Origin of the sequence: Mycolicibacterium bacteremicum (assembly GCF_002086115.1) — a bacterium.
Taxonomy (GTDB): domain Bacteria; phylum Actinomycetota; class Actinomycetes; order Mycobacteriales; family Mycobacteriaceae; genus Mycobacterium; species Mycobacterium bacteremicum.
This window is the reverse complement of the sequence record NZ_MVHJ01000023.1, coordinates 33,213-59,934: the sequence shown is the minus strand read 5'-3', so window position 1 is coordinate 59,934 and position 26,722 is coordinate 33,213. Positions and strand designations below refer to the sequence as shown.

Genomic DNA, 26,722 nt, shown 5'->3' with positions numbered 1-26,722 from the left:
TCGGCTCGCCGCCCGTCAGCCCAGGTCCAGCGCGGCGACGACGGCGGCGGGATCGACCGGGATCGGCGTCACCTCGGGCATGGTCTTGAGCGCGGTATCGGGGTCCTTGAGTCCGTTGCCGGTCACCGTGCACACCACGGTCGAGCCCGGCTTGACCCAGCCGTCCTCGATCGACTTGAGCAGACCGGCGATGCTGGCCGCCGAAGCCGGCTCGACGAAGACACCCTCGGCGGCGGCGACCAGCCGGTAGGCGGCCAGGATCTCTTCGTCGGTGGCGGCCAGGAAGCGCCCGTCGGACTCCTGCTGGGCCTGCACGGCCGAATTCCACGAGGCCGGCGACCCGATCCGGATGGCGGTGGCGATGGTCTCGGGATTGGGCACGGGCTCACCGGATACCAGCGGGGCGGCCCCGGCGGCCTGGGTGCCCAGCATCCTGGGCAACCGGTCGGACACCCCGTCGTGGTGGTACTCGCGGTATCCGCGCCAGTAGGCGGTGATGTTGCCGGCGTTGCCGACCGGCAGCGAATGCACGTCGGGTGCGGTACCCAGCGCGTCGACGATCTCGAAGGCCGCGGTCTTCTGCCCCTCGATGCGCACCGGGTTGACCGAGTTGACCAGACCGATGGTCGGATAGTCGGCGGTCAGCTTGCGCGCCAACTCCAGACAGTCGTCGAAGTTGCCCTGGACCTGAATGATCTTGGCGCCGTGCATGACCGCCTGGGCGAGCTTGCCCATCGCGATCTTGCCCTGCGGGATCAGCACCGCACAGGTCATGCCGGCGACGGCGGCGTAGGCGGCCGCCGAGGCGGAAGTGTTTCCGGTGGAGGCGCACAGTACGGCCTGCTGGCCGCGGGCCAGCGCATCGGTGACGGCCATCGTCATCCCGCGGTCCTTGAACGACCCGGTGGGGTTGAGTCCCTCCACCTTCAGGTGCACGGTGCAGCCGGTCTGCTCGGAGAGCCGCTTGGCGTGGATGAGCGGAGTTCCACCCTCCAGCAACGTGATCGGGGTCCAATTGTCCTCGACCGGCAGCCGGTCGCGGTACGCGGCGATCAGGCCCGGCCACGGACGGTGTACGGGTGTCACGATGTTGCACCTTCCATACGAAGCACGCTGTTGATCTTCTGCACGACGTCGAGGTCGGCGAGCGCCTCGACGGTCTCGGACAGGGCCGCGTCGGTGGCCTGATGGGTGACGACCACGATGCGCGCACCGCACGGTTCGCCCTCGGCGTCGGTCATCCCCTCCTGGCGGACCTCGGCGATGCTGACCTCGTGGCGGCTGAATTCCGCTGCCACCGCGGACAGTACGCCCGGCTGGTCCTTGACGTTCATGTTGACGTAGTACCGGGTCGGGATCGCCCCGATGGAGGCGACCGGCAGCTTGGCGTACTTGGATTCGCGCGGCCCGCGGCCGCCCTGCACCCGGTTGCGCGCGGCCATCACCACATCACCCATCACGGCTGAGGCAGTGGGCGCGCCGCCGGCGCCCTGGCCGTAGAACATCAACCGGCCGGCCGCCTCGGCCTCGACCACCACGGCGTTGAACGCGCCGTTGACCGAGGCCAGCGGATGGTCCAGCGGAACCAGCGCCGGGTAGACCCGCGCCGAAACCCGTTGCTTGCCTTTGCCACTGACCAACCGCTCGCAGATGGCGAGCAGCTTGATGTTGCAGCCCAGCGCCTTGGCCGAGGCGAAGTCCTCGGCACTGACCTTGGTGATGCCCTCGCGGTAGACGTCGTCGGCGGTGACCCGGGTGTGGAAGGCGATGGAAGCCAGGATGGCCGCCTTGGCCGCGGCGTCGTAGCCCTCGACGTCGGCGGTCGGATCGGCCTCGGCGTAACCGAGGGCGCTGGCGTCGGCCAACGCACTCTCATAGGAGGCCCCGGTGTCGTTCATCGCCGAGAGGATGTAGTTGGTGGTGCCGTTGACGATGCCGGCCACCCGCACCACCGAGTCGCCGGCCAGCGACTGGGTCAGCGGCCGGATGACCGGGATCGCGCCGGCGACGGCAGCCTCGAAATACAGGTCCACCCGCGCCTTTTCGGCCGCCTGGGCGAGCTCACCGGTGGACTGTGCCATCAGCGCCTTGTTGGCGGTGACCACCGACTTGCCCTGCTCCAGGGCGGCCATGATGGCCTTGCGGGCCGGTTCGACGGGCCCCATCAACTCCACCACGATGTCGACGTCATCGCGGGAGACCAACTGCTCGATGTCCTCGGTGAGCAGGTCGACAGGAACGCCACGGTCCTTGGCGACCCGCCGCACACCGACACCGCGCAGCTGCAGGGGCGCGCCGATGCGCGCCTCGAGGTCGGCCGCACTCTCCTCGATGATGCGCACCACCTCGGTGCCGACATTGCCGAGTCCCAGAACGGCTATGCCGATCGGCTTCTCACTCATTGACCCACCTCCAGGCTCAGAAGATCCTCGACGGTCTCGCGGCGCAGGATCAGCCGCGCGCGTCCGTCTTTGACTGCGACCACGGCCGGGCGCCGCAGCAGGTTGTAGCGACTCGACATCGAGTAGCAGTACGCGCCGGTGGCGGCCACCGCCAGCAGATCACCGGGCGCCAGGTCCTCGGACACCCAGGTGTCACGGACGATGATGTCGCCGCTCTCACAGTGCTTTCCGACGATGCGTGCCAGCACGGCCGGCGCGGCACTGGTGCGCGACACCAGGCGGGCATCGTATTCGGCGTCATAGAGGGCCGGCCGGATGTTGTCACTCATCCCGCCGTCCACGCTGACGTAGCGACGGTGCTTGTCGGCCGAGACGGCGACGTCCTTGACCGTGCCCACCTCATAGACGGTGATGGTGCCGGGTCCGGCGATGGCACGGCCGGGTTCGACGACCAGCGTCGGGGTGGGCAGGCCGACGGCGGCCGATTCCTTGGCGACGATGGCCTTGAGCTTGTCTGCCAGCTCCTTCATCGGTGGCGGATTGTCGTGCGGCAGGTATGAGATACCCAGGCCGCCACCGAGATCGAGGATGTCCATCTGGGCGGTCTTCTCGACGCCGAACTCCGCCACGACATCGCGCAGCAGTCCGATCAGCCGGCGGGCGGCGATCTCGAAACCGGACACGTCGAAGATCTGCGAACCGACGTGGCAGTGCAGACCGACCAGACGCAGGTTGGCGGTGGCGAAGACCCGGCGGACGGCTTCCAATGCGGCGCCACTGGCCAGCGACAGCCCGAACTTCTGGTCCTCGTGCGCGGTGGAGATGAACTCGTGGGTGTGGGCCTCCACGCCGGGCGTGACCCGCACGAGCACGTCTTGGACCACCCCGGCCGCACCGGCGACGGCCTCGAGCCGCTCGATCTCGATCTCGGAGTCGACGACGATGTGCCCGACGCCGGCGTTCACCGCGGTGGTGAGCTCGCCGACCGATTTGTTGTTGCCGTGCACGGTGATCCGCTCGGCCGGGAAGTCCGCGTGCAGCGCCACCGCGAGCTCACCGCCGGTGGCGACATCCAGCGACAGCCCCTCCTGATGCACCCATCGCGCAATCTCCGCGCACAGGAACGCCTTGGACGCGTAGTGCACATGCTCGCCACCGCCGAAGGCCGCGGCGATCTCACGGCACCGGGAACGGAAATCGTCCTCGTCGATGACGAACAACGGGGTACCGAATTCGGCGGCCAGATCGGTGACGCGCAAGCCTGCCACCGTCACGACGCCGTCGGCGCCCCGAACCAGATTCTGCGGCCAGACGTTCGGGGCCAGCAGCATCACCTCGTCGGCGGTCTGCGGTCTGGGCGGCGCACCGGCGCCGGGATGCGCGCTCACATCCGCTCCGGTGCGCTCACGCCCAGGATGGCCAACCCGTTGGCGATGGTCTGCCGAGTGGCCGCGCACAGCGCCAGCCGCGCCGCGTTGAGGTCGGTCGGCTGTTCGTCACCCTGGGGCAGCACCCGGCAGGAGTCGTAGAACCGGTGGTAGTCACCGGCCAGGTCTTCCAGGTAGCGACAGACCCGGTGCGGTTCACGAAGGGTCGCAGCGGTTTTCAGGATGCGGCCGAACTCCCCCAGGTTGCGCATCAGGGTGGCTTCCCGGTCGTGGGTCAGCAGGTCCAGGTGCGCGGTGTCGGCGGACAAGCCCAGTTCGGCGGCGTTGCGGGCCAGCGCCGACAGCCGGGCATGCGCGTACTGCACGTAGTAGACCGGGTTCTCGTTGGACGCACTGGCCCACAGCCCGAGGTCGATGTCGATGGGGCTGTTCACCGAGGACCGGATCAGCACGTAGCGGGCCGCGTCCACACCGATGGCGTCGACCAGGTCGTCGAGGGTGATGACGGTGCCGGCTCGCTTGCTCATCCGCACCGGCTGCCCGTCGCGCACCAAATTGACCATCTGCCCGATGAGCACCTCGACGGTCGCCGGATCGTCACCGAGGGCGGCGGCAGCGGCCTTGAGCCGTGCGATGTAGCCGTGGTGGTCGGCGCCGAGCATGTAGATGCACAGGGTGAACCCGCGCTCGCGCTTGTCCAGGTAGTAGGCGAGGTCACCGGCGACATAGGCCGGGTTGCCATCACTCTTGATGACCACCCGGTCCTTGTCGTCACCGAACTCGGTGGTGCGCAGCCAGGTTGCGCCGTCCTTCTCGTAGATGGCGCCGTTGTCACGCAACCGCTGGATGGCCTGCTGCACCCGGCCCGAGGTGTGCATCGAGTCTTCGTGGGTGTAGACGTCGAAATCGGTGCCGAAGTCGTGCAGTGAGGACTTGATGTGCGCAAACATCAGATCCACACCGATGGAGCGGAAGGTCTCCTGCTGCTGCTCGGCGGGCTGGCTCAGCACATCAGGGGCCTGCGCGACGATCGCGGCGGCGATGTCGTTGATGTAGCTGCCCGCGTAGCCGTCCTCGGGGGCCGGCTCGCCCTTCGCGGCGGCGACCAGCGACCGGGCGAACCGGTCGATCTGCGCACCGTGGTCGTTGAAGTAGTACTCCCGGGTGACCGCAGCGCCCTGGGTGCTCAACAGCCGGCCCAGCGCGTCGCCGACGGCGGCCCAGCGGGTGCCGCCGATGTGGATGGGCCCGGTCGGGTTGGCCGAGACGAATTCGAGGTTGATCACCTGATCGGCCAGATCGGCGGAACTGCCGTACCCGGCACCGGCGGCCAGGACATTGGTGACCACGACACCCTGCGCGGAGGCTTCGATGCGCAGGTTCACGAAGCCGGGCCCGGCGATCTCGGCGCCCGCGATGCCCTCGGCATCGGCCAGCGCGGTGGCCAGCCAGCCGGCCAGCTCGCGTGGGTTGACCCCGACCTTCTTCCCCAGTTGCAGGGCGATGTTGGTGGCATAGTCGCCGTGCTCGGGGTTGCGCGGCCGCTCGACGGTGATGGTGTCGGGCAGCGCGCTGGTGTCGAGGCTGTGCTCGGCCAGGACCGCGGCGGCGGTGGCCTTGAGCAGGGCAGCCAGATCGGCAGGTGTCACGGGGGACCATCCTATGGTGCGGGGTCCTCAGGTCCCGAATCCATTACCGGTTGGCGATGGGTTACGCTATGCACGCCCAACGGCGCAGCACCAGTTGCTCGCGCCCCCGTAGCTCAGGGGATAGAGCGTCTGCCTCCGGAGCAGAAGGCCGCAGGTTCGAATCCTGCCGGGGGCACCACACTTCCACGACACCCAGGACCGCGATCCCACCTCGGGACCGCGGTCTTCTTTTTGCACCCGCGAACTCGCCGATGACCCGCCGGTCCGTCGAGTGTGAACGCTCTGCGGTCCAGCGGCTGATTTTCCGCAGCGGATTCACACTCGGCGGCCCGCCCGAAAGTCTGCTACCTTTTCTGTAAGGATCATTACAGACAGGAGCGGCCGGTGTCCCCCACCCGACGGCAACGCCAGGGCGAGAACTCCCGCGAGCTGATCCTCGACGCCACCGAACGGCTGATGTCCACCCAGGGCTACGCGGCGACCTCGATCACCCACATCCGCCGGGAAACCGGCCTGCCCGCGAGCTCGATCTACTGGCACTTCGGCTCCAAGGAAGGTGTGCTGGCGGCCGTCATGGAACGCGGCGCGCAGCGGTACTTCGCACAGATCCCCCGCGACGCCCCTGATGTCGAGACCCAACGCGCGGCCGCGGCCAAACTCATGGTGGCCAACCCGGACTTCTTCCGGCTGATGTACATGCTGTCGCTGGAACGCAGCGACGATCCCGCGGTGGCCGGCGCGATCCGGCGGGTGCGCGACACCGCGATCGAGGGGTTCGCCGCCGTGGTCCGACCGATGCTGCCCGCGGACATTCCCGCGGCCACGGCCGACCGTGTGGTCGCCGAGCTGGCCGCGGTCGCCACCGCCATGTCGGACGGCATCTTCTTCGCCGATCACCTCGAGCCCGACGTCACCGACGTCGACCGCATGTACGTGCGGCTGATCCAGGCCGTCCGGGCCCTGATTCCGATCCTGTTGGAGGAACGATGAACACCCGCACCGTCATCATCACCGGCGCCAACGCCGGCCTGGGGCTCGAATGCGCCCGCGCCATTCTCGCCGCGGATGAGTCCTGGCACATCGTGCTGGCCGTCCGCGACGCCGGCCGCGGGCAGGCCGCGGTCGCCGACCTCGACGCCCCCGACCGCTGCACCGTGCTGACATGCGATCTCGCGTCATTGCGTTCGGTGCAGGCATTCACCGCGGCGTACACCGAGGCCGGCCTGCCGCCGCTGCGCGCCATCATCGCCAACGCCGGCCTCCAGATGGTCTCCGGCCTCCAGATCACCGAGGACGGCGTGGAGGCCACCTTCGGGGTCAACCATCTGGGCCACTTCGCCCTCATCGAGAGCATGCGCGGGCACCTGGTGGCGCCGGGCCGAATCATCCTGGTGGCCAGCGGCACCCACGATCCTGCGAAGTTCACCGGAATGCCGCATCCCCACTACACCACCGCCGAGGAGCTGGCCCATCCGCAGCCCGGCGCGCCGGTGGACGGGCGCCGCCGCTACACCACCTCGAAGCTGTGCAATGTGCTGCATGCCTACGAACTCGATCGACGGCTGGGCCACGGCGCGCACGGCATCACGGTCACCGCCTTCGACCCCGGGCTGATGCCGTCCTCGGGTTTGTCCCGCGACTACACCCCGGCCCAGAAGATGGTGTGGCGCATCGTCTCTCCCCTGCTGCGCGTATTGCCCAACGTGAATTCGTTGGCGACATCGGGTGCACGGCTGGCCGCACTGGCCATCGATCCCCGCTACGACGGCGTGACAGGCGCGTACTTCGAGGGAGCCAGGGCGATCAGGTCCTCAGCCGAATCCTATGACACCACAAAGGCCCTCGATTTGTGGGACACCAGCATGCGGCTGGTCGCGGCGAGCTCAGGCCGGCACTGATGGAGCGCCCTAACCGAGTGTCACCCGATAGCTCTGCGGCCAGTCCTTGCCGCTGATCAGATACTCGTCGCCGGTGATGTGGGCGATACCGCTGACCACCTGCCGGCTGCGGTCGCGCTGATCGGCGTTCCACAGGTTGGATACGTCGGCAACCAGATTCACCGCACCGCTGCCCGGGTCGATACGCACAAAGGTGTCCTGCGGCCACCCGGCGGCCCATACCTGACCGTCCACGCATTCGAGTTCGTTCAGTCCGCGCACCGGCTGACCGTCGCGAGTGACGCTCACCGTGCCGATCTGGGTGAAGGACGGGTCGTAGAACCGCAACCGGTCGGTGCCGTCGCTGACCACGAAGCGACTGCCGTCGAAACACAACCCCCACGCCTCGCCGGGCAGCGGGATCTCGCGGCGCACGGTCAACGTCGGCTTGTCCCATTCGAGGACGGCTTCATCGCGGTAGGTCAGTTGCCAGATTGTGTCGCCGACGATGGTGATGCCCTCGGACCAGTAGTCATCCGGTAGCGGGGTGGCACGCAATACCGCACCGGTCGCCGGATCGACCTGGCGCAGTTCGGACTTGCCGACCTCACCGGTGGCCTCATAGAGCGCCGGGCCGTCGAATTCGAGGCCTTCGCTGTACGCGCCGGGATCATGCGGGACGGTCGCGACAATGGTGGGCGCGATGACCGGAACGGGGTCGGCCTGCGCCGCAGGCGCAGCGAGCACCGTCGCTGCCAGCAGCCCGGACATCATCAGCGATCGCCTCATGGGTCCGTTCTACCCGAGAACCGGGGCCGGCGCGGTGCCGTCAGCGCAGAGAGCGCGTCGCACGTCAGAGGGCGAGCGCCGGCCCGTCGAGCGCCTGGTTCTCGGCGATCACCGCCGAGATCACCGCCACCACCGGCTTGGGCGTCCAGTCCTCGCGGAAGATGCCCATCGTCGCCTGATCCGGGTACTCATGCTGATAGTCGGCGATGGTGTGGATGAATGCCGGACCGGCGAACTCCAGACTGCGCCATGCCCGCAGGAAGTCCCCGACGTAGGCGGCCTGCACCGCCTCGCCGCCCTCGGAGGTCGGTTGGCCGTACTCGGTGGCCCAGATCTTCTTGTGTCCGTCCCCGTTGGCCACCATCACCGCGTACAGCTGCTGCGCCTGCGCGAACGGCACCCCGGCGTGACCCTGCTGCACCGAGAACGGCACGGAGTACAGGTAGGGGTGGAAGGCCAGCGCGTCGAAATAACCCGCGGCGCCGGCGGCATACATCTGCGCCAGGTAGGTCACCGGATTGATACCGGGTCCGCCCGGTCCCTCGGCCACCGCCGCAACCGATCCGCCGATGATGGTGGCGTCGCCGTCCACGGCCTTGATGGCGGTGTACGCGGCCTTGAGCAGTGCGGTGTATCTGGCCGCGTCCGGCGTCGGGGCCCAGAATCCGTTGTAGTTCGGTTCGTTCCAGATCTCGTAATCGGCGATCCGGCCCTTGTAGGCGGTGGCCACCGCGGAGACGAAGTCGCCGAACGCCGCGATGTCGGCGGGCTCGCCGGCATACGCCGGTTGGCCCGGCACGGCGGCCCAGTCCGGTGTGGAGTTGATGGTGGCCAGCACCTTGATGCCCTGGGCGTTGGCACTGTTGACCATGCGGTCCAGCGCCGACCAGTCGAAGGTGTCGTCCTGGGGTTCCACACCGGCCCAGGGCAACATGATCCGGATGGTGCCGACACCGGCGGCCTTGAGCAGTCCGAGCGCCTTGTCCGTGTCGGCCTGGGAGTAGAAGTACATCTGTTGGGTGTTCACGGCAACGGTGGTGGCGCGCTGATCGATCGCCTGCGGATCGGGCGGCGCGATCACGACTTCGACGGTGGCCGTGGTGATTCCGCCGAACCCATCGGTGATGCTCACCTCGAAGCTGTCGGTGTCGGCACCGTCGGTGATCAGCGCACGGTAGCGGGCGTCGACGTACGGGGTGTAGGTGAACCCGCCGGCGGTCGTGACCGTGACCACGCCGTGGGCCGGGCCCGTCTTGAGGTTGTAGGTCAGGGTGTCGCCGTCGGCGTCATCGGCGGACACCGTGCCGGTGACGGTGCCGATGGCCGTCGACGTCTGTTGGGTGACGCCCTGGCCGCCGGTCGGTTGACTGTTGGTCAGCGGATTGGGTTGGACGGTGAATTTCATTGCGGCCGTGGTGGTGCCGCCGAACCCGTCGCTGACGGTGATGGTGACGGTCTCGGTCTTGCTGGCCGCACTTACCCCCTTCTTGGAGGCGGCGGCGCGGGCCGCCGCGGTGGGCGTGTAGCTGAACGAGCCGTCGGGGTTGATGACCAGCGTGCCCTTGGCCACCTTGCCCGCGGTGTAGCTGACCGGGTCCCCGTTGGGGTCGGTCGCGGCGAAGGATCCGGTGACCACACCGGACCGTGAATGTGGCGTGCTGACAGCTGGATTGACCCAGACGGGCTTGACGTTTGCGCCGCCGATCCGCACCCGTACGGTGATCGGGACGACGCCACCGAAGCCGTCGTCGACGGTGGCGGTGAACGAATCCATCCGGTCCGCGTAGGTGGCGCCGGCAGCCAGTGCGGCGGCCCGCGCTTCCGGCGTCGGGGTGTAGGTGAACGCACCGTTGGAAGCGAGGGTGACGGTGCCCTTCTGCGGTTCGCCGGTCATGGTGATGGTCCGCCGGTCGTTGTCTCCGTCGGCGGTCTTGATGGTTCCCTTCACCAGACCGGCGGTGCCGCTCGGGTTTGCGACCGAGACGGTGACCGTGGGGACCCTGTTGGCCGGGGCGATCACGACGGTGATGGTCTGGCTCAGTGTGCCGTGGCGCCCGTCGGAGACCAGCACGGTGAACGTGTCCGTGGTCGCCGCGGCGGATGCCCCGGCCTTGGCGGCGGCATGCCGCGCGGCCGCGGTCGGGGTGTAGACGTAGCTGCCGTCGGCGTTCAGGACGAGTTTTCCCTTGGTGGGTTTGACGGTCAGCACGTGCGACAGCGGGTCGCCGTCGAAGTCGACCACACCGACCTTGCCGGTGAGCGTTCCGGTCGCCGGATTGCTCACCACGTAGGACGGATCGTTGGAGAACGGCGCGACGTTCGGCGGCACGAGCGAGATGACCCGCACGGTGCCGGTGTCGGTATCGGTCACCAGCATCTGAGTGCCATCCGGACTGATCGTGACACCTGCATCGGAGTCGGCGATGCCGATCTGGGTGACACCGACGACCGCACCGTCGAGGGTGCTCAGAGCCGCCACCATCCCGGTGGCCGTGGTCACCAGCACGGCGCTGTTGTCCTTGGTGAGCACCAGCCCGGACAGCGGGTGGCCGATCGCCAACGTCCCCGTCGTTTTGGTGATGGCGTCGTAGATGGTCAGGCCGCCCGCGGCGTCGGTGACGTAGATCTTCTGCAGCGCCTGGCTGAAGGCCAGTCCGGTCGGCGCCGCCGCGAGTTCGGTGAGCACGCCGGCCGTGCCGGAGGATGAGCCGAACACCGAGAGCTCTCCGCCGGTGCCGGTGCGGCCCACGACGAAGATGCGCTTACCGTCCGCGCTCACGGCCAGTTCGGTCGGGGTGACCCCGGCCGACAGCCGGACGGTCCCGGCGACCCTGTTGGTGGAGGTGTTCATCTTGGTGACGGTGCCCGCCGCACCGTTGGCGACGTACACGACGCTGCCACTGGGATTGATGGCGATCGCGGTCGGATTGGCCACACCGATCGAGCCCTTCAACGCACCGGTCCTGGCGTCGATGACCGTCACCGTGTTCCCCGTGGAGCTGGATACGTAGAGCCGGCTGCCATCGCGTTTGGCCACGATGCCGTCGGGTGCGGCCACCCCGGACTGGTAAGTGGCGAGGACTCCTGTCGTGATGGTGTCGTAGACGGTGATGGTGCCGGCGGCGCGATTGGTGACGTAGGCGCGGGTGCCCGCAATGGTGACGGCCGACGGGTCACCGGAAGACAGCTGACCGGCGGCGAAGAACGGGGACGGACTGACCGGGATCGCCACCGGCACGGTCACCGCGTTGACGCCGTCGGTCACCTTGAGCGTGATTGTGACGGTGTCGTCGGGACTCGGTGACACCGACGCGGCGAAGCGCTGCGCCGTGGTGGGCGTATAGGTGACGACGGCGGTCTTGGCGTTGTAGGAGAAGGTGCCGGGCACCTGGCCGCCGGTCACGGCGACGGCGACCTTCTTGCCTTCCGGGTCGGTGGCCAGCAGTCTGCCGACCACGGTGCCCGTGGTGGCGTCGGGTCGGCCCCAGAGCACCGTCGCGGTGGGCGGCTGATCGACGGCGGCGGCGGTCACGGCCTGCACACGTTGCGCCACAGCGGGTTCGGGCAGGCCCAGCTGGCGGCGGGCGGCGGCCAGCAGCGCCCACGCCAGCGGCGAGTGTGCGAAACCGTTGTCCAGGACGCCGAACAACGGCGCCACCAACGGACGCACCGCCGCCGCGAACAACGCCCCGACGGCGTGGATCGGGTTGGCCACCACCGGTTTCGCGGCAGCAACCGGGGCGTCGAGCACCGGCGGCGGGGTCGCGGTCACCGCCGCGGCACCGGTCACGGGCGCGTCCACGGTCGTCGCCGGGGTGACGGTGACGTCCTCGGATTGTTCGGTGTCGCGCTCGGCGGGTGCCGCTTCGGCCTGCTCGGCCAGGCGGGTCGTGCGTGTGCGGACCGGTTCGCTGTCATGATCGCCGGCTCGGTCGGATCCGGCCTGCGGCAGATCCTCTGCCGCGGGATCGGCGGGATCGGTGCCGTCGGGCTCGGTGATGTCGGTGGTGTCGGGGGCGGTATCGGGGTTCGTGGAGTCGGATCCGGTGGTGCCGGGGTCATTGGCGCCGGGGTCATTCGCGTCGGGGTCGTTCGCGTCGGGGTTCGTGGTGTCGGGATGGGCGCCGTCGTCGGTGCTGTCGGCAGCGGACCCGGTGGACCCGGTGGACTCCGACGCCGCAGACGAGTCCGCGGGTGCCGCCCACGCCACCCCCGCCGGCATGCTCACCGCCGAGCCGATCCCGAGGGCGACGGCCAGCGCGCCCACCCGTCCGACATACGTGGCGTAGCGCAACTGCATGATCACTCCCCATTGCCACCCGGCGCGATCGGCTGAGCGCGGACGCAGATCAGCTTTGCCGGGACAGTGCATTTGCTGCGGAGTGTAGGCCGCGCCACCCGCCCGTGTTGTCACCTTGGTAAATTTGCTGCGACGGCCTGGGCAACACTCGTCGACCACCCCGGAATGCCGTCGCGGGGATATGCTGAGCGCACGTTCCGGCGATGAGGGGTGGGCGCTGTGCGCATGGTCATCCGTGGCGTCAGCGTGATCGCTGCGCTGATCTTGACCGGGGCGCCGACCGCGCCGTCGGCGGCGGCCGAACCCGACCTGACCGCCCGGCTCGACCGGGCGCTCGCCGACAAGATCGCCGAGATGGGAGTACCCGGCGCGCTGGTGTCATTCGTGGTGCCGGGCGCACTGGACTATGACCGTGCCGTCGGCGTCGCCGACACCGGCACCGGCAGTCCGCTGACGCCGGCGCACCACACCCGGATCGGCAGCGTCACCAAAACCTTCACCGGCACCGCGGTCCTACAACTGGTCGATCAGGGTCGCATCCGGCTGACCGACCCGATCGCCCGCTATGTCGACGGCGTGCCCAACGGCGAGCAGATCACGCTGGACATGCTCGGGCGGATGCGTAGCGGGCTCTGTGACTACAGCGAGAACGACGAGTGGGCCGCCGACCTGTTCGCCCAGTCACCCACCGGACCGGACGCGTTCGCCCAGACGCCCGGCCGGCTGCTCCAGATCGCCTTCGCCCAGCCGCCCAACTTCGCTCCCGGAGCGAAGTACCAGTACAGCAACACCAACACCGCGCTGCTGGCTCTGGTGGTGGAGAAGGTCAGCGGGCTGCCGTTCGGTGAATATCTGCGGCAGAACATCTTTGCGCCCCTCGGCCTCGACCGCACGTCCTACCCGTCCGATGGTGTGATGCCGGCACCGTTCGCCCACGGGTACGTCCGCCCGCCCGGCGCCGCGGTCCAGGACGCGACCTTCTGGAACCCGGCGTGGGCGGACGCGGCGGGCAAGATCGTCTCCACCACCGCCGATCTGCGCACCTGGGCCAGGGCGGTGGGCACCGGGGCGCTGCTGGCCCCGGCCACCCAGACGGACCGGTTGGCCGGTCTCAGCCCAGCCGCGCCCGGCGTCGGATACGGGTTCGCCATCTTCGACACCCATGGCTGGATCGGGCACAACGGCGACATCCCGGGATACACCACCGTGCTGGTCTATCTGCCGGCCCGGGACGCGACGCTGGTGGTATCGGTCAACTCCGATGTGCCCGAGAACCATGCGGCGGGCCAGATCGCCACGGCGCTGACCGAGATCGTCACCCCTGAACACCGCTACGACCTCGCAGCGTCCTGACAGCTTTCCCCCCGAATCTGGGGACTGTTGTCCGATTTGCTGTGAGGTGGTTGGGAACGGGCTCCTCGACCCCGCATCCGGGGCACAACCGTCGTACCGTCATCGCCATCAGTCCCCCCGGGCTGCACGATGAAGGGACATCGAAGATGTACAGCACCAACAAGATCACGGCCCTCGGGCTCGGATCGATCGCCGCTGCCGCGGCGTTCATGAGCCTGGGCAGCGGACTGGCCAACGCCGACGTGACCGAGGTCGCTCCCTCGCCCCAGGTGACCAGCCGCCAGGCGCTGCTGATCGACGACAATGCGCTGCGGTCCGCGGACTACGGTGAGGCTCGCGGGCTCGGCGAGACCCGCAATGCCGACCTGGGCGAGGTCATCGCCCAGGGCGAGGTGCGCGACACCACCAAGGCGATCGTCGGCTCGCACGCCGCCCCGTTCAACCTGGAGGCCAACGGATCGTTCGTGTTCGATCCGCCCATCGGCGCCTGGTAAGTCCGCCCCACCGCACCGGGGTTGTCCACCGCGCGACGCCCCTGATTGAATGTTCGGCAATTTCCTGTCGAACCAACTCACAAATATCCGACCTCTGGTGCAAGATTGACCACGGCACCAGACCTGGTGCAATCATGTGATTCCCGGGGGATGTGTCCAGTGAGTTCGATCGATTTTGGCCACGGCTGCCTGCACGCCGGCAACACCACCGACAATCGGTCGGGGACCGCTGTCGGCGGACGCGGCGGCGGGGCCTCCACCCACGCCCGCTACGTCGGGCGCGTCGGCGCACTCGCGCTGGCGCTCGGGGTATTCGGCGCGATGGCCACCAACGGTGGCGTCGCCTGGGCCGACACCACCGGCACATCATCGAACACCAGTACCGACTCGTCGGGTACCGCCGGGAGCGGCACGGGCACAGGCGGTTCGGGTACCGGCGCGGCCGGCGCGGAGGGCCCCGCGGCCGACACCGACCCTGATGCGGCCGCCGACGATCCCGACACCGAGACCGACACCGAGGATGAGGACGACCCCGAGGACGAGACGGACCTCGACGACGAAGACACCGACGACGAAGACACCGACGACGAGGACACCGGCGAGGCCGCGGAGGATCCGCAGGACGGCTCGGACGGCGCCGACCCCACCGAACCGACGGTTCCCGCAGAGCCGAGCGTTCCGGTGGAGCCGGCCGTCCCGGCCGCGCCGCAGGCATCCGGTAGCGACTCCGCGACGTCCGATCCCGCCCACGAGGCCGACCTCAGCCCGGCCGCACTGTCGCAGCCGGCGGCCACCGGATCGGGCATCCACACGGCGGCAGCGGTCATCACGCCGCTGCATGCCTCCACCGCCGCCCCCAGCTCGTTGCAGGACTGGGGCAAGGCGATCGGCACGGCGCTGCGCCTGCCGACGCCCAACCAGGTCTTCGTGTCCACCCAGCGCGCCGTCATCACCTGCGCCTGCAGTCTGATCAACGGCGCGCTCGGCTTCCTCAACGGCCTGATGGCGCCGGCCGTCTCGGCCGAGGGCGCACCGGCCAATCCACTGCAGAACACCATGCTGTGGACCGTGCTGGGCTGGGCCCGCCGACAGGTGGACTACGCCGTGGCCGCCTTCAACCGGTCGCTGCTCGGCCAGTGGGTCAACCAGGTCACCACCAACGCCAGCCAGTGGGTCGCCGATATCGGCAATTCCCCTTGGGGCCGCAACATCTCGGCCCAGATCGGCGCATTCCTGGCCGAATGCCAGGAACGGGCGGGGCTGCCCGAGGAGTTCGATCGCACCACCTTGATCTCCGGTCTGCAGGAGCCGACCGACTTCGAGCTGATCATGCACGACGGCGATGACGACCACATCCATCAGATCCTGATCACCGAGAAAGGCGGTGCGATCAAGCTCTACGACACGCACACCAAGACGCTCACCACACTGACGAATCTGTCGGTGGTGACCGCCAACGGTGAGCGCGGCCTGATCGGCATCGAGGTGGACCCGAACTTCTGGGACAGCGATGCGGAGGGCTATCAGACCATCTACGTCGCCTACACCAACGCCGACAACTACGACCAGCTGTCGAGCTTCAAGCTGATCGGCAACGTGCTCTCCGACGAGCAGACGCTGGTCGAATCGACGTTGTCGGCCAACGATTTTCACCACGGCGGCGAGTTGGAGTTCGACCCGACCGGACAGTACCTGTACTGGGCTGTCGGCAACAACACCCGGCCCAGCGAGAACTCCCAGGACCTGACCAACATCCACGGCAAGATCTTGCGCATCAACCGGGACGGCACCGGCGTGGACACCAACCCGTTCTATGTCGAGGGCGGTGACGAGAACACCAACCGCATCTACGCCCTCGGCCTGCGCAACCCGTTCCGGTTCGGCGTGGATCCCGACACCGGGGCGGTGCTCTCCGGCGATGTCGGCGAAGCCGACTGGGAAGAGCTCAACCTGATCAAGCCCGGTGCCAACTACGGCTGGCCACTGACCGAGGGCGCCGAGGGTGGCGGTTTCGCCGACCCGATCTATGCCTACCCGCACGCCCAGGGTGCCGGCAACGGATCCATCACCGCGGTCATGGTCTACAACGACGGATCACCGGTGGCCGGCCAGAAGAAGGTCTGGATCGCCGACTACTCGCTGGGCTGGATCCGGGAGCTGACCTTCGACGACGAGTACACCAGCCTGATCAGCGAGCGCACCATCGACACCGGCGCCGGCTCGGTGGTCAAGCTGACCCAGGGCCCCAACGGTGAGATCTATCAGCTCAACATCTACCCGGGCTCGCTGCAGATCATCACCCCGTCCGGCGGGAACCGGTCACCGGTGGCGGTGATCGACAGTTCGGCCACCTCCGGGACCGGGAACAGCCTGACGGTGAATTTCGACGCAGGCAACTCGACCGATCCGGATGCCGGTGACACGCTGACCTATTCGTGGAATTTCGGTAACGGGCAGAGCTCCACCGACGTCGCCCCGACGGTCACCTTCACCAACACCGGCTCCTTCACCGCCTACACCGTCACGTTGACGGTCACCGACGAGGGCGGCAAGCAGAGCGTCAGCACCCAGCGCATCGTGGTCGGCAGCACGCCGCCGGTCGCCGATTTCGACGTCCCGGCCGGCCAGGACTACATGTACAACGCCGGTGACACCGTGTCGTTCAGCGCGACGGGTTCCGATCCCCAGGACGGGCCTCTGGACGGCAGCTCGTTCTCCTGGAAAGTGGTCTTCCACCACGCCGATCACACCCACCCGTTCATCAACGAGGTTCAGGGCACCGAGCTGGCGTTCGACATCCCGCGCGACTTCCACCAGCTTTCCAATACCTGGTACAACGTGATCCTCACGGTGACCGACAGCAGCGGACTGCAGACGGTGGTACAGAAGGAGATTCACCCGAACCTGGTGGAACTCACCTTCGGCACCAACGTCCCCGGTGGCAGGTACACCCTCGACGGTATTCCGCATACCGGCCCCTACACCGAGATGGCGGTCGTCGGCGTCGAGCGGACCCTGGGTGCCATCTCCCCGCAGACCATCGACGGCCAGCAGTACGTGTTCGGCAGCTGGGGGCACGGCGGCAGCGCCACCCAGGTGATCACCGCCCCGGGCAGCGCCACCAGCTACACGGTGAATTACGTGCCGGCCCCGGCGGTGTTGGCGGTCTAGGCTCACCGGATCTGTGACGGCTGTGCACCCTGGGATCACTTCCCAGGGTGCACAGCCGTTATGGAGCACAGCCACAGGAATCGAGGTATTTCTGGGGTTTTGCGGTCGGCTTCGTACGAGGTCGTTGAAAATGGCCGTCTCGACTCGCGGCAGACCCGGTCAGCTCCGTACCGTCGCCATCATCTTCTCGGCACGACACACGATGATTGGACAGGCAATTGACCAAGCCGCTCTCCCTCACCGCGCTCGGCATGTTGACCGCCGCGGCACTGCTCAGCCTCAGTAGCGCGGTGGCCAGCGCCGACATCGCCGAGGTCTCCCCGTCACCCGAAGTGACCATCGACACCCCTGCACACAAGGGGGACAACGCCGTACGGGCGGCCCCCTACGGCGAGGTGGAGGCCCAGGGCACCGTACGCGACTGCAAGAAGGAAGTTGTCTGCGCCCAGGGCAAGGTCGCCGACACCGTCGAAGCCAAGGTCGGCTCCAAGGCTGCGCCGTTCAACCTCGAATCCAACGGCGAGTTCACCTTCGACCCGCCGATCGGCAACTGGACCCCGCTGGCACCCTGATCCCGGCCCTGATCCCGGCCCTGATCCCGTTGTGCCGGGCGCACATTCGTCACGCGCGACGTCCCCCGCCCGTCGGCCATGTGCGCTCGGCACAACGTCACAGTGCGGCAACGACTTCGGCCACCCGGTGCACCTGCTCGATGTCATCGGAGGTCGGAATGAGATGCACCTCGTCGGTGCCGATCTCGGCGAACCGGCGCAGTGTCTCGAGTAGTTCGTCGGGGCTGCCCGACCACCCGGTGGTCGGCGCGATGGCATCGACGAACTCGGCCGGAATCCAGTTCATGTAGCGCAGCAGATGCCGGTGCACCTGGGCCCGGGCGGCCTGCGGCTCGCCGATGGCGAACCAGAATGACGTCGCCAGATGGGGTTTGGGCTTACCGGCGTCCGCCCATGCGGTGCGCGCGACATCGAACAGCTCGTTCTGCTTGTCGAGATCGAGATCCAAGGTGGTGCCGGCCAGACCGGCCGCCCACCCGGCGGCGCTGCGCACCGTCTTCGGACCGATCGTGCCGACCAACAATTCCGGACCGCCCGCCTGCACCGGTGGCGGGCCGACCGGCAGCACCGAATCGGTGACCTTCTCCCTCGCCCACACCCGCTGCATCACCGCGACCCGCTCGGACATCGCGCGAATCGTCTGCGTTGCCGGGTCCGCCCCGGCGGCGTGGTAGTCCTCGTGTCGCCCGCCCACCCCGAGCCCCACGGTCAGCCGGCCACCGCTGATCAGGTCGCCGGTCGCCAGCGCCTTGGCCAGCGCCACCGGGTTGTGCAGTTGCGGCACGATCACGGTCGTCACCAGCCGCACCCGGTCGGTCCAGGCCGCCAGCGCGCCGAGCAACGTCAGCGAGTCCGGGTTGTCGAATGCGACCCGCTCGCCCCAGCACAGCGCCGAGAAGGGACCATCGTCGACCACCTCTGCCCAGGTCCGCAGCGTTTTTGCGTCCAGGTCCGGTTCCATCACCGGCATCGTCATTCCGACTCGCACGTCGGCGATTCTGGCACGCGGTGCCGTTGCGCGGCGGCGAAACCGGGGGTTAACCCCCACCGGGCTCGCGGGGAAACGCGGTGTCGCCGTGGCCACGGAGTCCATAGGTTTAGGGCATGGTCGCAATCACGTCCGAGCCTCCGGTCACCGTCACCGCCGAGCCACCGGCCCGCCGCCGCATCGATCACATCGGCGTCGTGCCGACGGCGTCGATGCTCACCGGCGCCTTCGCGGCCGTCGTGTGGCTGTGGATTCCGCTGTCCATCATCGTCATCGGGGTGTCCTCGATCTTCTCGATCGTGGGCTTCCTGCTCGCCGGCGTGGTGTTCGTCTACCTGATGCGCGGGGTCGAGAAAGTCGAGCGGGTGCGCAGCGAGGCGGTCTTCGGGCTGCAGATCCCCGTGCCGCCCCGGGCCCGCACCGGTTACACCGGGTTCCAGGGGTGGGCGCATCAATTGTGGCTCGATATCAGTGGCACCCGGTTCTGGAAGGCCACCTCCCAGCACTTCCTCCGGATGCTCTACGACCTGCTGGCGGTCGGGTTGGCGATGGCACTGCTGAGCTTCGCCTTCCTCGGTCCGGCGGCGGCCCTGGCGATCCAGCGCAGCGATGACGACGCCGGCCTGCGGTTCCTGTCGCCCGTACTGACCTGGGTGCTCGCGGTGCTGGCACTGGTGGCCGCCGTGGTGATCCTGATCCTGGCGCCGGCTCTGGACGCCAGGATCGACCGGTGGCTGCTGTCGGCATCCCCGACGGCCGCCCTCAAGCACGAGGTGAGCGCGCTGTCGCAGGCCCGTGCGGGTGCGCTGACCTCGGCGCAGACCGAGCGTCACCGCATCGAGCGGGACCTGCACGACAGTGTGCAGCCTCGGCTGGTGTCGTTGGCGATGACGATCGGGCTGGCGCAGACCAAGCTGGACAACGATCCGTCCGCGGCCCGCACACTCATCTCCGAGGCGCACACCGAGGCGATGAGCGCGCTGGCCGAACTGCGTAACGTGGTCCGGGGTATCGCACCGACCATCCTGTCCGACCGCGGGCTGGACGCCGCCCTGTCCGCGGTGGTGCAACGCACCGAAACCGCCGGAGTGCCAACCACACTGGACATCCATCTGCCCTACCGGCTGCCCGCCGAGGTCGAGGCGTGCGCCTACTTCGTGGTCGCCGAGGCGCTGACCAACGTCGCCAAACACGCCGGCGCGGGCCAGGCCGTCGTCACCGTGCGACTCGACGAGGCATCGAATTCGTTGTACGTCACCATATTCGACGACGGCCGCGGTGGCGCGCACATCGGTGTCGACGAGGATGCGACCGGTCTGCGCGGCCTGGCCGAGCGGGTGCGGGCGGCCCGCGGCACCTTCGATGTGTCCAGCCCGGTCACCGGCCCCACCATCGTGACGGCGGTGCTGCCATGCGCATCGTGATCGCCGAGGATTCGGCGCTGCTGCGCGCCGGGATCGAACGCATCCTTGCCGACGCCGGACACGAGATCGTCGCCGGGGTACCGGATGCCACCGAGCTGCTGCGCATCGTCAACGACGAACGCCCGGAGTTGGCCATCCTGGACGTCCGGATGCCGCCGACGTTCACCGACGAGGGCATCCGCGCCGCGGCGCTGCTGCGTTCGCAGAACCCGGACTCCCCGGTGCTGGTCCTGTCACATTACGTCGAGGAACGTTATGCCGCGGACCTGATCGCCTCGGACACCAGGGGTTTCGGCTACCTGCTCAAGGACCGGGTCGCCGATGTGCCCGCCTTCCTGGACGCGGTCAGCGTCGTCGGCGGTGGCGGGACGGTGCTCGACCCGGAGGTGGTGTCCCAGATCCTGGTGCGCTCCCGGCGGCGGGCGGCGCTGGACACCCTGACCGCCCGCGAACGGGATGTGCTGCAGCTGATGGCCGAAGGCAAGACCAACTCGGCCATCGCTGCGGCCCTGCACATCTCGGTCGGATCGGCCGAGAAGCACATCGCCTCGATCTTCGCCAAGTTGGCGCTGGCGCCCGATGACAGCGAGAACCGGCGGGTGCTCGCCGTGCTGCGCTTCCTGGAATCCTGATCCGCCCCATCGACCCGAGAGGGACATCGTGACCACGACTTTGATCGATCCACCTGCGCCGGCCGGCCCGCCGCAGCTGTCCCCGGGCGGGCGTACCGCCCTGCGTGCCGCACTGGTGATCGCCGGTGCCGCGGTCCTGGTGATCGCGCTGGCCCTGCTGACCACGGCTGCGGTGGGCCTGAGCGCGTTCCGGTTGGTCACCGACCACAAGAGCCTGCCCCCGGACATGCGTGCGCTCACCATCGACACCGCGGCGTCACCGATGGCCGTTCGCATCGTCGCCGACCGCAACGCGGCCGAGCCGCATGCCGACGTCCGGATGGTGACCACCGACCGCAGCGAGCGCGAGGAACTGACCGTCACCGATGACGCCAACGGCACCGTGCTGCGGGTGCAGGGACAGACGGGCTTCCTGGCCTGGGGCGATCCCGGCGAGATCACCGTCACCGTGCCACCGGAACTGGGCAGGCAGTTGGCGGTCACCGTCCGCCAGGACACCGGCGTGCTGATGGCCGAGGCCGATCTCGACGAACTGACCGCCACCACCACCGACGGTTCGGTGGTGCTGCGGGGCGCGGTTCGGCGCGTCGAGGTCCGCGCCCAGAACGGCGATATCCGTGCCCGTCAGCCGATCTCGGTCGGCGAATCGTTCACCGCCAGCACGCTGGACGGCAATGTGCAGGTGCGCTTCGCCGATGCGCCGCGGCGTATCGATGCCAGCACCCGCGACGGTGACGTATCCGTCGCGCTACCGCCGCCGGGTCCGTATCTGGTGCGGGCGCAGTCCGGTACGGGCGCCTCCCGGGTGCGGGTACCCGAGACGACCGACACCGGCGACGCGGCCGCCGAGGTGACCGTCCGTTCCGAGAACGGTGAGGTGTCCGTCGAGACGGACCGGAGCGCCGGCCGTTGAGCTCAGCCGTGGCCGCGCTGGGCCTCCTGATCAAGGTAGTTCCCGGCCAGCGCGGCGACGTGGTCCGGCAGCGCTCCCGAGGCCACATCGGCCAGACTGGTCTCCTCCAGCACGGCACGCATGCTGGCCCGCAGCGCCCGCCACACATCGGTCAGCTTGGCCGTCGGACCCGAGTAGGGCAGATCTCCCAGACCGATGTCGCGCACACTGGCCAGCGGACCGTCGATGCAGCGCAGGACGTCGGCGATGCTGATCTCGGCGGCCGGGCGGGCCAGCGCGTAACCGCCGTCGCGACCGCGGTGGCTGCGTACCAACCGGTCGGTGCGCAGGTCGGAGAGGATGTCGACCAGGAACTGCGCCGGGATGCCCTGCGCCTTGGCCAGATCGTCGGTCTTCACCAGTTCGCCGGTGTCGACGGTGGCCAACTGGATCATGGCGCGGACGGCGTACTCCGCCTTCGCCGACATCCGCATACCGCGAATTGTGCCATCCGGGGTCCGGGTTACGGCGTCTCGCCGACCGCGTCGGCCCAGACCCGGCCGGCGTCGACGTCATAGCGTTGATCGCGAACCGCCTGCTCGACGAGCAGCCTGCCGGTCGAGGTCAGGTGGGATTGCATCGCGCGCACCGCATCCGTCGGCCGCCGCGCGATGATCGCGTCGACGACCGGGCGGTGTTCGGCGTCGATATCGGACATCGCCCGTTCGGTCGTGGCGCCGAGCAACCGCGTCGACTCCCGCAACGACCGCACGATGCCCCGGGAGCGCGCGTTGCCTGCGGCGGCCAGGATGTCGTCGTGCAGCAGTTGATCCTGCTGGGCGAAGGTCCGCACATCGCCGGCGCAGCGCGCCGCGTCCATCGCCGCCATCCGGTCGCGCAGCCGGCCGGCAAGGGCGTCGTCGCAGATCCGCGCCGCCCGCGACACCGCAGGTAGCTCGAGCGCGAGCCGGATGGCGAAGATGTCGGCGATCTCGCGAGGGTCGGGCAGCTGGATGCGGAACCCCTGGCGCGCCTCGAAGCTGACCAGGCCCACCTCTTCCAGGCGCAGCAGGGCATCGCGGACCGGGGTGCGGGATATGCCGAGCGCGGCGGCGAGTTGGTACACCGAATACTTCACGCCCGGCTGCATGACCCCGGCATCCAGTGCCGCGCGGACCGCTTCCATCACCTGTTCGTCCCGGCGGCCGTCGGCGGTCGGCAATGGCGCCAGCTGCAACGGCTGCGCGTCGGTCATGTGCGCACTCTAACGCGGTTCGCCACTTCGTAGCATGCTAGGGTTTGTAGCATGCTACAAGATGCGTTGCGGGCGGCGGGCATCGCAGACGTCCGGGACGACGGCACCTCACGGGCCCTCTATTCCTCAGACGCCTCGCTCTACCGGGTCACCCCGCGGGCAGTGGTGTTCCCGGCCCACGCCGACGAGGTGGCCGCGACCCTGTCGGTGTGCCGTGCGGAGGGCGTCCCGATCACCGCCCGCGGCGCCGGCACATCCATCGCCGGCAATGCCGTCGGCGCAGGGGTGGTGCTCGATTTCAGCCGGCACATGAACAACGTCGTCTCGATCGACCCCGAGGCCCGCACCGCCGTCGTGCAACCCGGCACCGTGCAGGCCGTCCTGCAGAAGGCCGCGCTGGGACACGGGTTGCGGTTCGGCCCCGACCCGTCCAGCCACACCCGCTGCACCATCGGCGGCATGATCGGTAACAATGCCTGCGGCTCAAGGGCATTGGGATACGGTCGAACCTCCGACAACCTGGCTGGACTGCGCGCACTGACCGCCTCCGGCGAGGAACTGACCCTCGGCCCGGGCCAGACCTCCTCGGCGGTGCTCGACGAGTTGGCTACCGTGACCCGCGCCGGACTCGGCACAATCCGCACCCAGTTCGGCCGCTTCGGGCGTCAGGTGTCCGGCTACGCGCTGGAAACGCTGCTGCCGGAGCACCGATTCGACGTCACACGACTGATGGCCGGCAGCGAAGGCACCCTGAGCGTGTTGACCGAGGCCACCGTGCGATTGGTCGCCGAACCCCCGCATCGCATGCTCGTCGTGCTGGGCTACCCGGACATCGCCACCGCGGGCGATGCCACCCCCGCCATCCTGGAGCACCGCCCGACCGCGTGCGAGGGGATCGACTCCCGCATCGTGGACATCGTCCGGGAGCGCAAGGGACCCGCCGCCGTGCCACCGTTGCCGTCCGGCGCCGCCTGGGTGTTCGTGGAAGTGGTGGGCGACACCTTCGCCGAGACCAGGGACCGCGCCGCCCGTGTCGGAGCCACCTGCGCGGCAGTCGATTTCCTGGTGGTCGAGGATGTGGTGAAGGCCGCGGCGCTCTGGCGCATCCGCGAGGACGGAGCCGGACTGTCCGCGCGTAGCGTGCGCGACAGGCCGGCCCACGCCGGCTGGGAGGACGCCGCCGTCCCCCCCGACCGGCTCGGGGACTACCTGCGCGATTTCGACGCGCTGATGGCCGAATTCGACGTCACCGGCATGCCATACGGTCATTTCGGGGACGGCTGCATGCATGTGCGCATCGACCTGCCGCTGGACCGCCCCGGTGGTACCGCGGTCTTTCGCGACTTCCTTTTCGCCGCAGCCGATCTGGTGGTCGGCTACGGAGGATCGCTGTCCGGCGAGCACGGTGACGGCCGAGCCCGCTCGGAGCTGTTGTCCAAGATGTACTCCCCGGAGGCGCTGGCGCTGCAGGCCGCGGTGAAACAGACCTTCGACCCGCACAACCTGCTGAACCCGGGGGTGATCGTCGACCCGGCCCCGCTGGACGCCGACCTGCGTATCCCGGCGGCCCCGTTGGTGCGCCAGAACTTGGCGCTGGCCTACCGGCATGACGGCGGCAACTTCACCCAGGCGGTGCATCGCTGCACCGGTGTCGGCAAGTGCCGCGCCGACAACACCGGCACCGGCGGGGTGATGTGCCCGTCGTACCTGGCCACCCGCGAGGAGAAGGACTCCACCAGGGGCCGGGCCAGGGTGCTGCAGGAGATGATCAACGGCACCGACGTCCGCGACGGCTGGCGCGCGCCGGAGGTCCACGAGGCACTCGATCTGTGCCTGTCCTGCAAGGGCTGCGCCTCCGACTGCCCCACCGGTGTGGACATGGCCTCCTACAAATCCGAGGTGCTCTACCAGAGCTATAAGGGCCGGCTGCGCCCGCCGTCGCACTATTCGCTGGGGTGGCTGCCGCGCTGGGCGACATTGGCCAGGGTGGCGCCACGTGTGATCAATGCCGCCGCCCGACTGGGCGGGTCGGCCGGTCTGGCTGCGGCCGGCGTCGACCACCGCAGGCACATCCCGGCCTTCGCCAGGCAGACCTTCCGGTCCTGGTTCGCCGCGAACGTTCCCGCCGACGCCCCCGGCGATGAGGTGGCGCTGTTCGTCGACACGTTCACCAACCACTTCACCCCGGAGGTCGGTATCGCCACCGTGCGGGTGTTGCAGGACGCGGGCTACGCACCGCGACTGACCCGCCGCCGGCAGTGCTGCGGGCTCACCTGGATCTCGACCGGCCAGCTCGACACGGCACGCCGGGTACTGGGCCGCACCGTCACCGCGCTGCAGCCCTTCGCCGAACGCGATGTCCCGGTCGTCGGCATGGAGCCCTCCTGCACGGCGGTGCTGCGCGCCGATGCCGCCGAACTGCTGGACACCCCAGCCGCGACGACCGTTGCGGGGGCAACACGGACGCTGGCCGAGCTGCTGACCGCGCGCGGCTGGGAGCCGCCGTCGTTGCAGGGCCGGCGGGTGGTCGCGCAGCCGCATTGCCACCACCATTCGGTGATGGGGTGGGGCACCGACGCCACGCTGCTGGCCGGCGCCGGCGCCGAGGTCATCAGGCTCGGCGGATGTTGCGGACTGGCAGGCAATTTCGGCGTCGAGAAGGGCCACTACGAGGTGTCGGTCGCGGTGGCCGAACAGCAGCTGCTGCCCGCCGTGCGGGCCGCCGATCCGGATACCGTGGTGCTGGCCGACGGCTATTCGTGCCGCACCCAGCTCGACGATCTGACCGACCGCCACGGCATCCACCTCGCGCAACTGCTGGCCGCCCGGCTGGGCTGACCGATCACCATCGCCGCAGCGGCCCGGTCATCGTCTGCACCGACCTCGGCTCCGGGATGCCCGGATCGCAGTCGGGGGCGCGTTGCGGGCCGCCGTAGGTCACGGTCAGTGGCACCACCCCGGCCCACGCCCCGGCGGCGATGTCCTCCTCGGGATCCTCCGGCCAGCCATCGCTGACCTTCAGCGACCAGTTGTCGGCGGTGATCGACAGGCGAAGCGCCAGACTCGCCGCGAGCTCGCGCCGCGTGCTGGCCCGCAGCTCGGACACCCGGCCCGGGATGAACGCATCGGTCAGTGCCTCCAGGACGGCCGGCTTGTCCTCCTCCGAGATCTGCTCGAACCGCCCATACAGGGCTGCGCTGCGATAGTGGAACGAGGATTCGAAACCGCTGCGCGCCACCACGACCCCGTCCAGCGTCGTCACCGAGACGGCGGCCGGCGCACCGTCGGACAACGCGCGCAGCCACGGCGAACCGGTGGAGCCGTGGATCACCAGATCGTCACCGAGGCGGGCGAACCCGATGGGAAACGCCACCGGGTGCCCGTCGCGGATCAGAGCCACGGTGGCCAGCGGGGTGCTGTCGAGCAGTTCGTCGAGGCCCTCGCGTGCGGTGCGCTGTTTCTCCCGCAGGCGTGAGACCTGGGTCGAGGGTGTCGAGGGTGTGGTCACGGTGAACAGCTTGTCCGGTGCCGGCCGG

20 protein-coding genes and 1 tRNA gene are annotated in these 26,722 nt (G+C 68.9%); 11 read left to right on the top strand and 10 right to left on the bottom strand.

Features of this window, described 5'->3' with window-relative positions:
* Positions 1 to 15: 15 nt before the first annotated feature.
* From thrC to argS, 4 genes are read right to left on the bottom strand one after another with little or no spacing between them, the layout of a single operon-like run.
* Entirely contained in the window at positions 16 to 1,089 is a 1,074-nt protein-coding gene (gene thrC, locus BST17_RS21580; RefSeq protein ID WP_083060970.1) for a threonine synthase, read from the bottom strand.
* Positions 1,083 to 2,402, bottom strand: a complete 1,320-nt coding sequence (locus BST17_RS21575; RefSeq protein ID WP_083060949.1) for a homoserine dehydrogenase — start codon at positions 2,400 to 2,402, stop codon at positions 1,083 to 1,085. The genes thrC and BST17_RS21575 overlap by 7 nt, the downstream gene beginning before the upstream one ends.
* Positions 2,399 to 3,733 (bottom strand): diaminopimelate decarboxylase, encoded by a 1,335-nt coding sequence (lysA, locus tag BST17_RS21570; protein ID WP_234807767.1) that lies wholly within the window; start codon positions 3,731 to 3,733, stop codon positions 2,399 to 2,401. The genes BST17_RS21575 and lysA overlap by 4 nt, the downstream gene beginning before the upstream one ends.
* Before the next feature lie 53 nt (positions 3,734 to 3,786).
* Positions 3,787 to 5,439: an arginine--tRNA ligase gene (gene argS, locus BST17_RS21565; RefSeq protein ID WP_083060947.1), complete on the bottom strand. Its 1,653-nt coding sequence runs from the start codon at positions 5,437 to 5,439 to the stop codon at positions 3,787 to 3,789.
* Positions 5,440 to 5,541: 102 nt separating this feature from the next.
* Here argS and BST17_RS21560 point away from each other — a divergent pair.
* The 3 genes from BST17_RS21560 (at position 5,542) to BST17_RS21550 (ending at position 7,337) form a co-directional block, all read left to right on the top strand.
* Positions 5,542 to 5,617: transfer RNA gene (locus BST17_RS21560), tRNA-Arg, on the top strand.
* Positions 5,618 to 5,823: 206 nt separating this feature from the next.
* Positions 5,824 to 6,429 (top strand): TetR/AcrR family transcriptional regulator, encoded by a 606-nt coding sequence (locus BST17_RS21555; protein WP_083060946.1) that lies wholly within the window; start codon positions 5,824 to 5,826, stop codon positions 6,427 to 6,429.
* The gene (locus BST17_RS21550; RefSeq protein WP_083060945.1) at positions 6,426 to 7,337 is read left to right on the top strand and encodes an SDR family NAD(P)-dependent oxidoreductase; all 912 of its coding nucleotides are present in this window, start codon (positions 6,426 to 6,428) and stop codon (positions 7,335 to 7,337) included. The genes BST17_RS21555 and BST17_RS21550 overlap by 4 nt, the downstream gene beginning before the upstream one ends.
* 9 nt (positions 7,338 to 7,346) lie before the next feature.
* On the opposite strand, the gene BST17_RS21545 is transcribed toward BST17_RS21550, so the two are convergent.
* Both BST17_RS21545 and BST17_RS21540 read right to left on the bottom strand, forming a co-directional pair.
* The gene (locus BST17_RS21545; RefSeq protein WP_083060944.1) at positions 7,347 to 8,105 is read right to left on the bottom strand and encodes a glutaminyl-peptide cyclotransferase; all 759 of its coding nucleotides are present in this window, start codon (positions 8,103 to 8,105) and stop codon (positions 7,347 to 7,349) included.
* A gap of 64 nt (positions 8,106 to 8,169) precedes the next feature.
* Positions 8,170 to 12,405: a cadherin-like domain-containing protein gene (locus tag BST17_RS21540; protein WP_133053567.1), complete on the bottom strand. Its 4,236-nt coding sequence runs from the start codon at positions 12,403 to 12,405 to the stop codon at positions 8,170 to 8,172.
* Positions 12,406 to 12,630: 225 nt separating this feature from the next.
* On the opposite strand from BST17_RS21540, the gene BST17_RS21535 reads away from it, so the two are divergent.
* The 4 genes from BST17_RS21535 to BST17_RS21520 all read left to right on the top strand — a co-directional run bounded on the left by BST17_RS21535 (position 12,631) and on the right by BST17_RS21520 (position 17,995).
* Positions 12,631 to 13,758 (top strand): serine hydrolase domain-containing protein, encoded by a 1,128-nt coding sequence (locus tag BST17_RS21535; RefSeq protein WP_083060942.1) that lies wholly within the window; start codon positions 12,631 to 12,633, stop codon positions 13,756 to 13,758.
* A gap of 146 nt (positions 13,759 to 13,904) precedes the next feature.
* Positions 13,905 to 14,252: a hypothetical protein gene (locus tag BST17_RS21530; RefSeq protein ID WP_083060941.1), complete on the top strand. Its 348-nt coding sequence runs from the start codon at positions 13,905 to 13,907 to the stop codon at positions 14,250 to 14,252.
* 159 nt (positions 14,253 to 14,411) lie between these two features.
* Positions 14,412 to 17,423, top strand: coding sequence for a PQQ-dependent sugar dehydrogenase (locus tag BST17_RS21525; RefSeq protein WP_083060940.1), 3,012 nt, complete (start codon positions 14,412 to 14,414; stop codon positions 17,421 to 17,423).
* Positions 17,424 to 17,641: 218 nt separating this feature from the next.
* Positions 17,642 to 17,995: a hypothetical protein gene (locus tag BST17_RS21520; RefSeq protein WP_083060939.1), complete on the top strand. Its 354-nt coding sequence runs from the start codon at positions 17,642 to 17,644 to the stop codon at positions 17,993 to 17,995.
* 97 nt (positions 17,996 to 18,092) lie between these two features.
* On the opposite strand, the gene BST17_RS21515 is transcribed toward BST17_RS21520, so the two are convergent.
* Entirely contained in the window at positions 18,093 to 18,971 is an 879-nt protein-coding gene (locus BST17_RS21515; RefSeq protein ID WP_083060938.1) for an LLM class flavin-dependent oxidoreductase, read from the bottom strand.
* Positions 18,972 to 19,099: 128 nt separating this feature from the next.
* Between BST17_RS21515 and BST17_RS21510 the strand changes: the two genes are divergently transcribed.
* Genes BST17_RS21510 through BST17_RS21500 form a run of 3 tightly spaced genes read left to right on the top strand, consistent with a single transcriptional unit; the run spans position 19,100 to position 21,952 of the window.
* A complete protein-coding gene (locus tag BST17_RS21510) occupies positions 19,100 to 20,407 on the top strand; it encodes a sensor histidine kinase (protein ID WP_083060937.1) in 1,308 nt (435 codons plus the stop codon).
* Positions 20,395 to 21,039 carry a response regulator transcription factor gene (locus tag BST17_RS21505; RefSeq protein WP_083060936.1) on the top strand — a complete coding sequence of 215 codons (645 nt, stop codon included), beginning with the start codon at positions 20,395 to 20,397 and terminating at the stop codon, positions 21,037 to 21,039. Before BST17_RS21510 ends, BST17_RS21505 begins: the two co-directional genes overlap by 13 nt.
* A gap of 28 nt (positions 21,040 to 21,067) precedes the next feature.
* Positions 21,068 to 21,952, top strand: coding sequence for a DUF4097 family beta strand repeat-containing protein (locus tag BST17_RS21500; RefSeq protein ID WP_083060935.1), 885 nt, complete (start codon positions 21,068 to 21,070; stop codon positions 21,950 to 21,952).
* 2 nt (positions 21,953 to 21,954) lie between these two features.
* On the opposite strand, the gene BST17_RS21495 is transcribed toward BST17_RS21500, so the two are convergent.
* Both BST17_RS21495 and BST17_RS21490 read right to left on the bottom strand, forming a co-directional pair.
* The gene (locus BST17_RS21495; protein WP_083060934.1) at positions 21,955 to 22,425 is read right to left on the bottom strand and encodes an Rrf2 family transcriptional regulator; all 471 of its coding nucleotides are present in this window, start codon (positions 22,423 to 22,425) and stop codon (positions 21,955 to 21,957) included.
* Positions 22,426 to 22,454: 29 nt separating this feature from the next.
* Positions 22,455 to 23,186 carry a GntR family transcriptional regulator gene (locus tag BST17_RS21490; protein WP_083060933.1) on the bottom strand — a complete coding sequence of 244 codons (732 nt, stop codon included), beginning with the start codon at positions 23,184 to 23,186 and terminating at the stop codon, positions 22,455 to 22,457.
* Between the two features lie 51 nt (positions 23,187 to 23,237).
* Here BST17_RS21490 and BST17_RS21485 point away from each other — a divergent pair, with 51 nt between their 5' ends.
* Positions 23,238 to 26,024 (top strand): FAD-binding and (Fe-S)-binding domain-containing protein, encoded by a 2,787-nt coding sequence (locus tag BST17_RS21485; RefSeq protein ID WP_083060932.1) that lies wholly within the window; start codon positions 23,238 to 23,240, stop codon positions 26,022 to 26,024.
* Between the two features lie 4 nt (positions 26,025 to 26,028).
* Here BST17_RS21485 and BST17_RS21480 read toward each other — a convergent pair whose 3' ends face one another.
* Positions 26,029 to 26,694 carry a pyridoxamine 5'-phosphate oxidase family protein gene (locus BST17_RS21480; RefSeq protein WP_083060969.1) on the bottom strand — a complete coding sequence of 222 codons (666 nt, stop codon included), beginning with the start codon at positions 26,692 to 26,694 and terminating at the stop codon, positions 26,029 to 26,031.
* Positions 26,695 to 26,722: the final 28 nt, after the last annotated feature.

What these genes read in the sequence shown, in the direction of transcription:
- BST17_RS21540 (WP_133053567.1), bottom strand. Translation starts at nt 12,405, where the DNA reads ATGCAGTTGCGCTACGCCACGTATGTCGGACGGGTGGGCGCGCTGGCC.
- BST17_RS21495 (WP_083060934.1), bottom strand. Translation starts at nt 22,425, where the DNA reads ATGCGGATGTCGGCGAAGGCGGAGTACGCCGTCCGCGCCATGATCCAG.
- BST17_RS21505 (WP_083060936.1), top strand. Translation starts at nt 20,395, where the DNA reads ATGCGCATCGTGATCGCCGAGGATTCGGCGCTGCTGCGCGCCGGGATC.
- BST17_RS21535 (WP_083060942.1), top strand. Translation starts at nt 12,631, where the DNA reads ATGGTCATCCGTGGCGTCAGCGTGATCGCTGCGCTGATCTTGACCGGG.
- BST17_RS21490 (WP_083060933.1), bottom strand. Translation starts at nt 23,186, where the DNA reads ATGACCGACGCGCAGCCGTTGCAGCTGGCGCCATTGCCGACCGCCGAC.
- BST17_RS21515 (WP_083060938.1), bottom strand. Translation starts at nt 18,971, where the DNA reads ATGACGATGCCGGTGATGGAACCGGACCTGGACGCAAAAACGCTGCGG.
- BST17_RS21510 (WP_083060937.1), top strand. Translation starts at nt 19,100, where the DNA reads ATGGTCGCAATCACGTCCGAGCCTCCGGTCACCGTCACCGCCGAGCCA.
- BST17_RS21530 (WP_083060941.1), top strand. Translation starts at nt 13,905, where the DNA reads ATGTACAGCACCAACAAGATCACGGCCCTCGGGCTCGGATCGATCGCC.
- BST17_RS21550 (WP_083060945.1), top strand. Translation starts at nt 6,426, where the DNA reads ATGAACACCCGCACCGTCATCATCACCGGCGCCAACGCCGGCCTGGGG.
- BST17_RS21545 (WP_083060944.1), bottom strand. Translation starts at nt 8,105, where the DNA reads ATGAGGCGATCGCTGATGATGTCCGGGCTGCTGGCAGCGACGGTGCTC.
- BST17_RS21575 (WP_083060949.1), bottom strand. Translation starts at nt 2,402, where the DNA reads ATGAGTGAGAAGCCGATCGGCATAGCCGTTCTGGGACTCGGCAATGTC.
- BST17_RS21485 (WP_083060932.1), top strand. Translation starts at nt 23,238, where the DNA reads ATGCTACAAGATGCGTTGCGGGCGGCGGGCATCGCAGACGTCCGGGAC.
- lysA (WP_234807767.1), bottom strand. Translation starts at nt 3,733, where the DNA reads ATGCTGCTGGCCCCGAACGTCTGGCCGCAGAATCTGGTTCGGGGCGCC.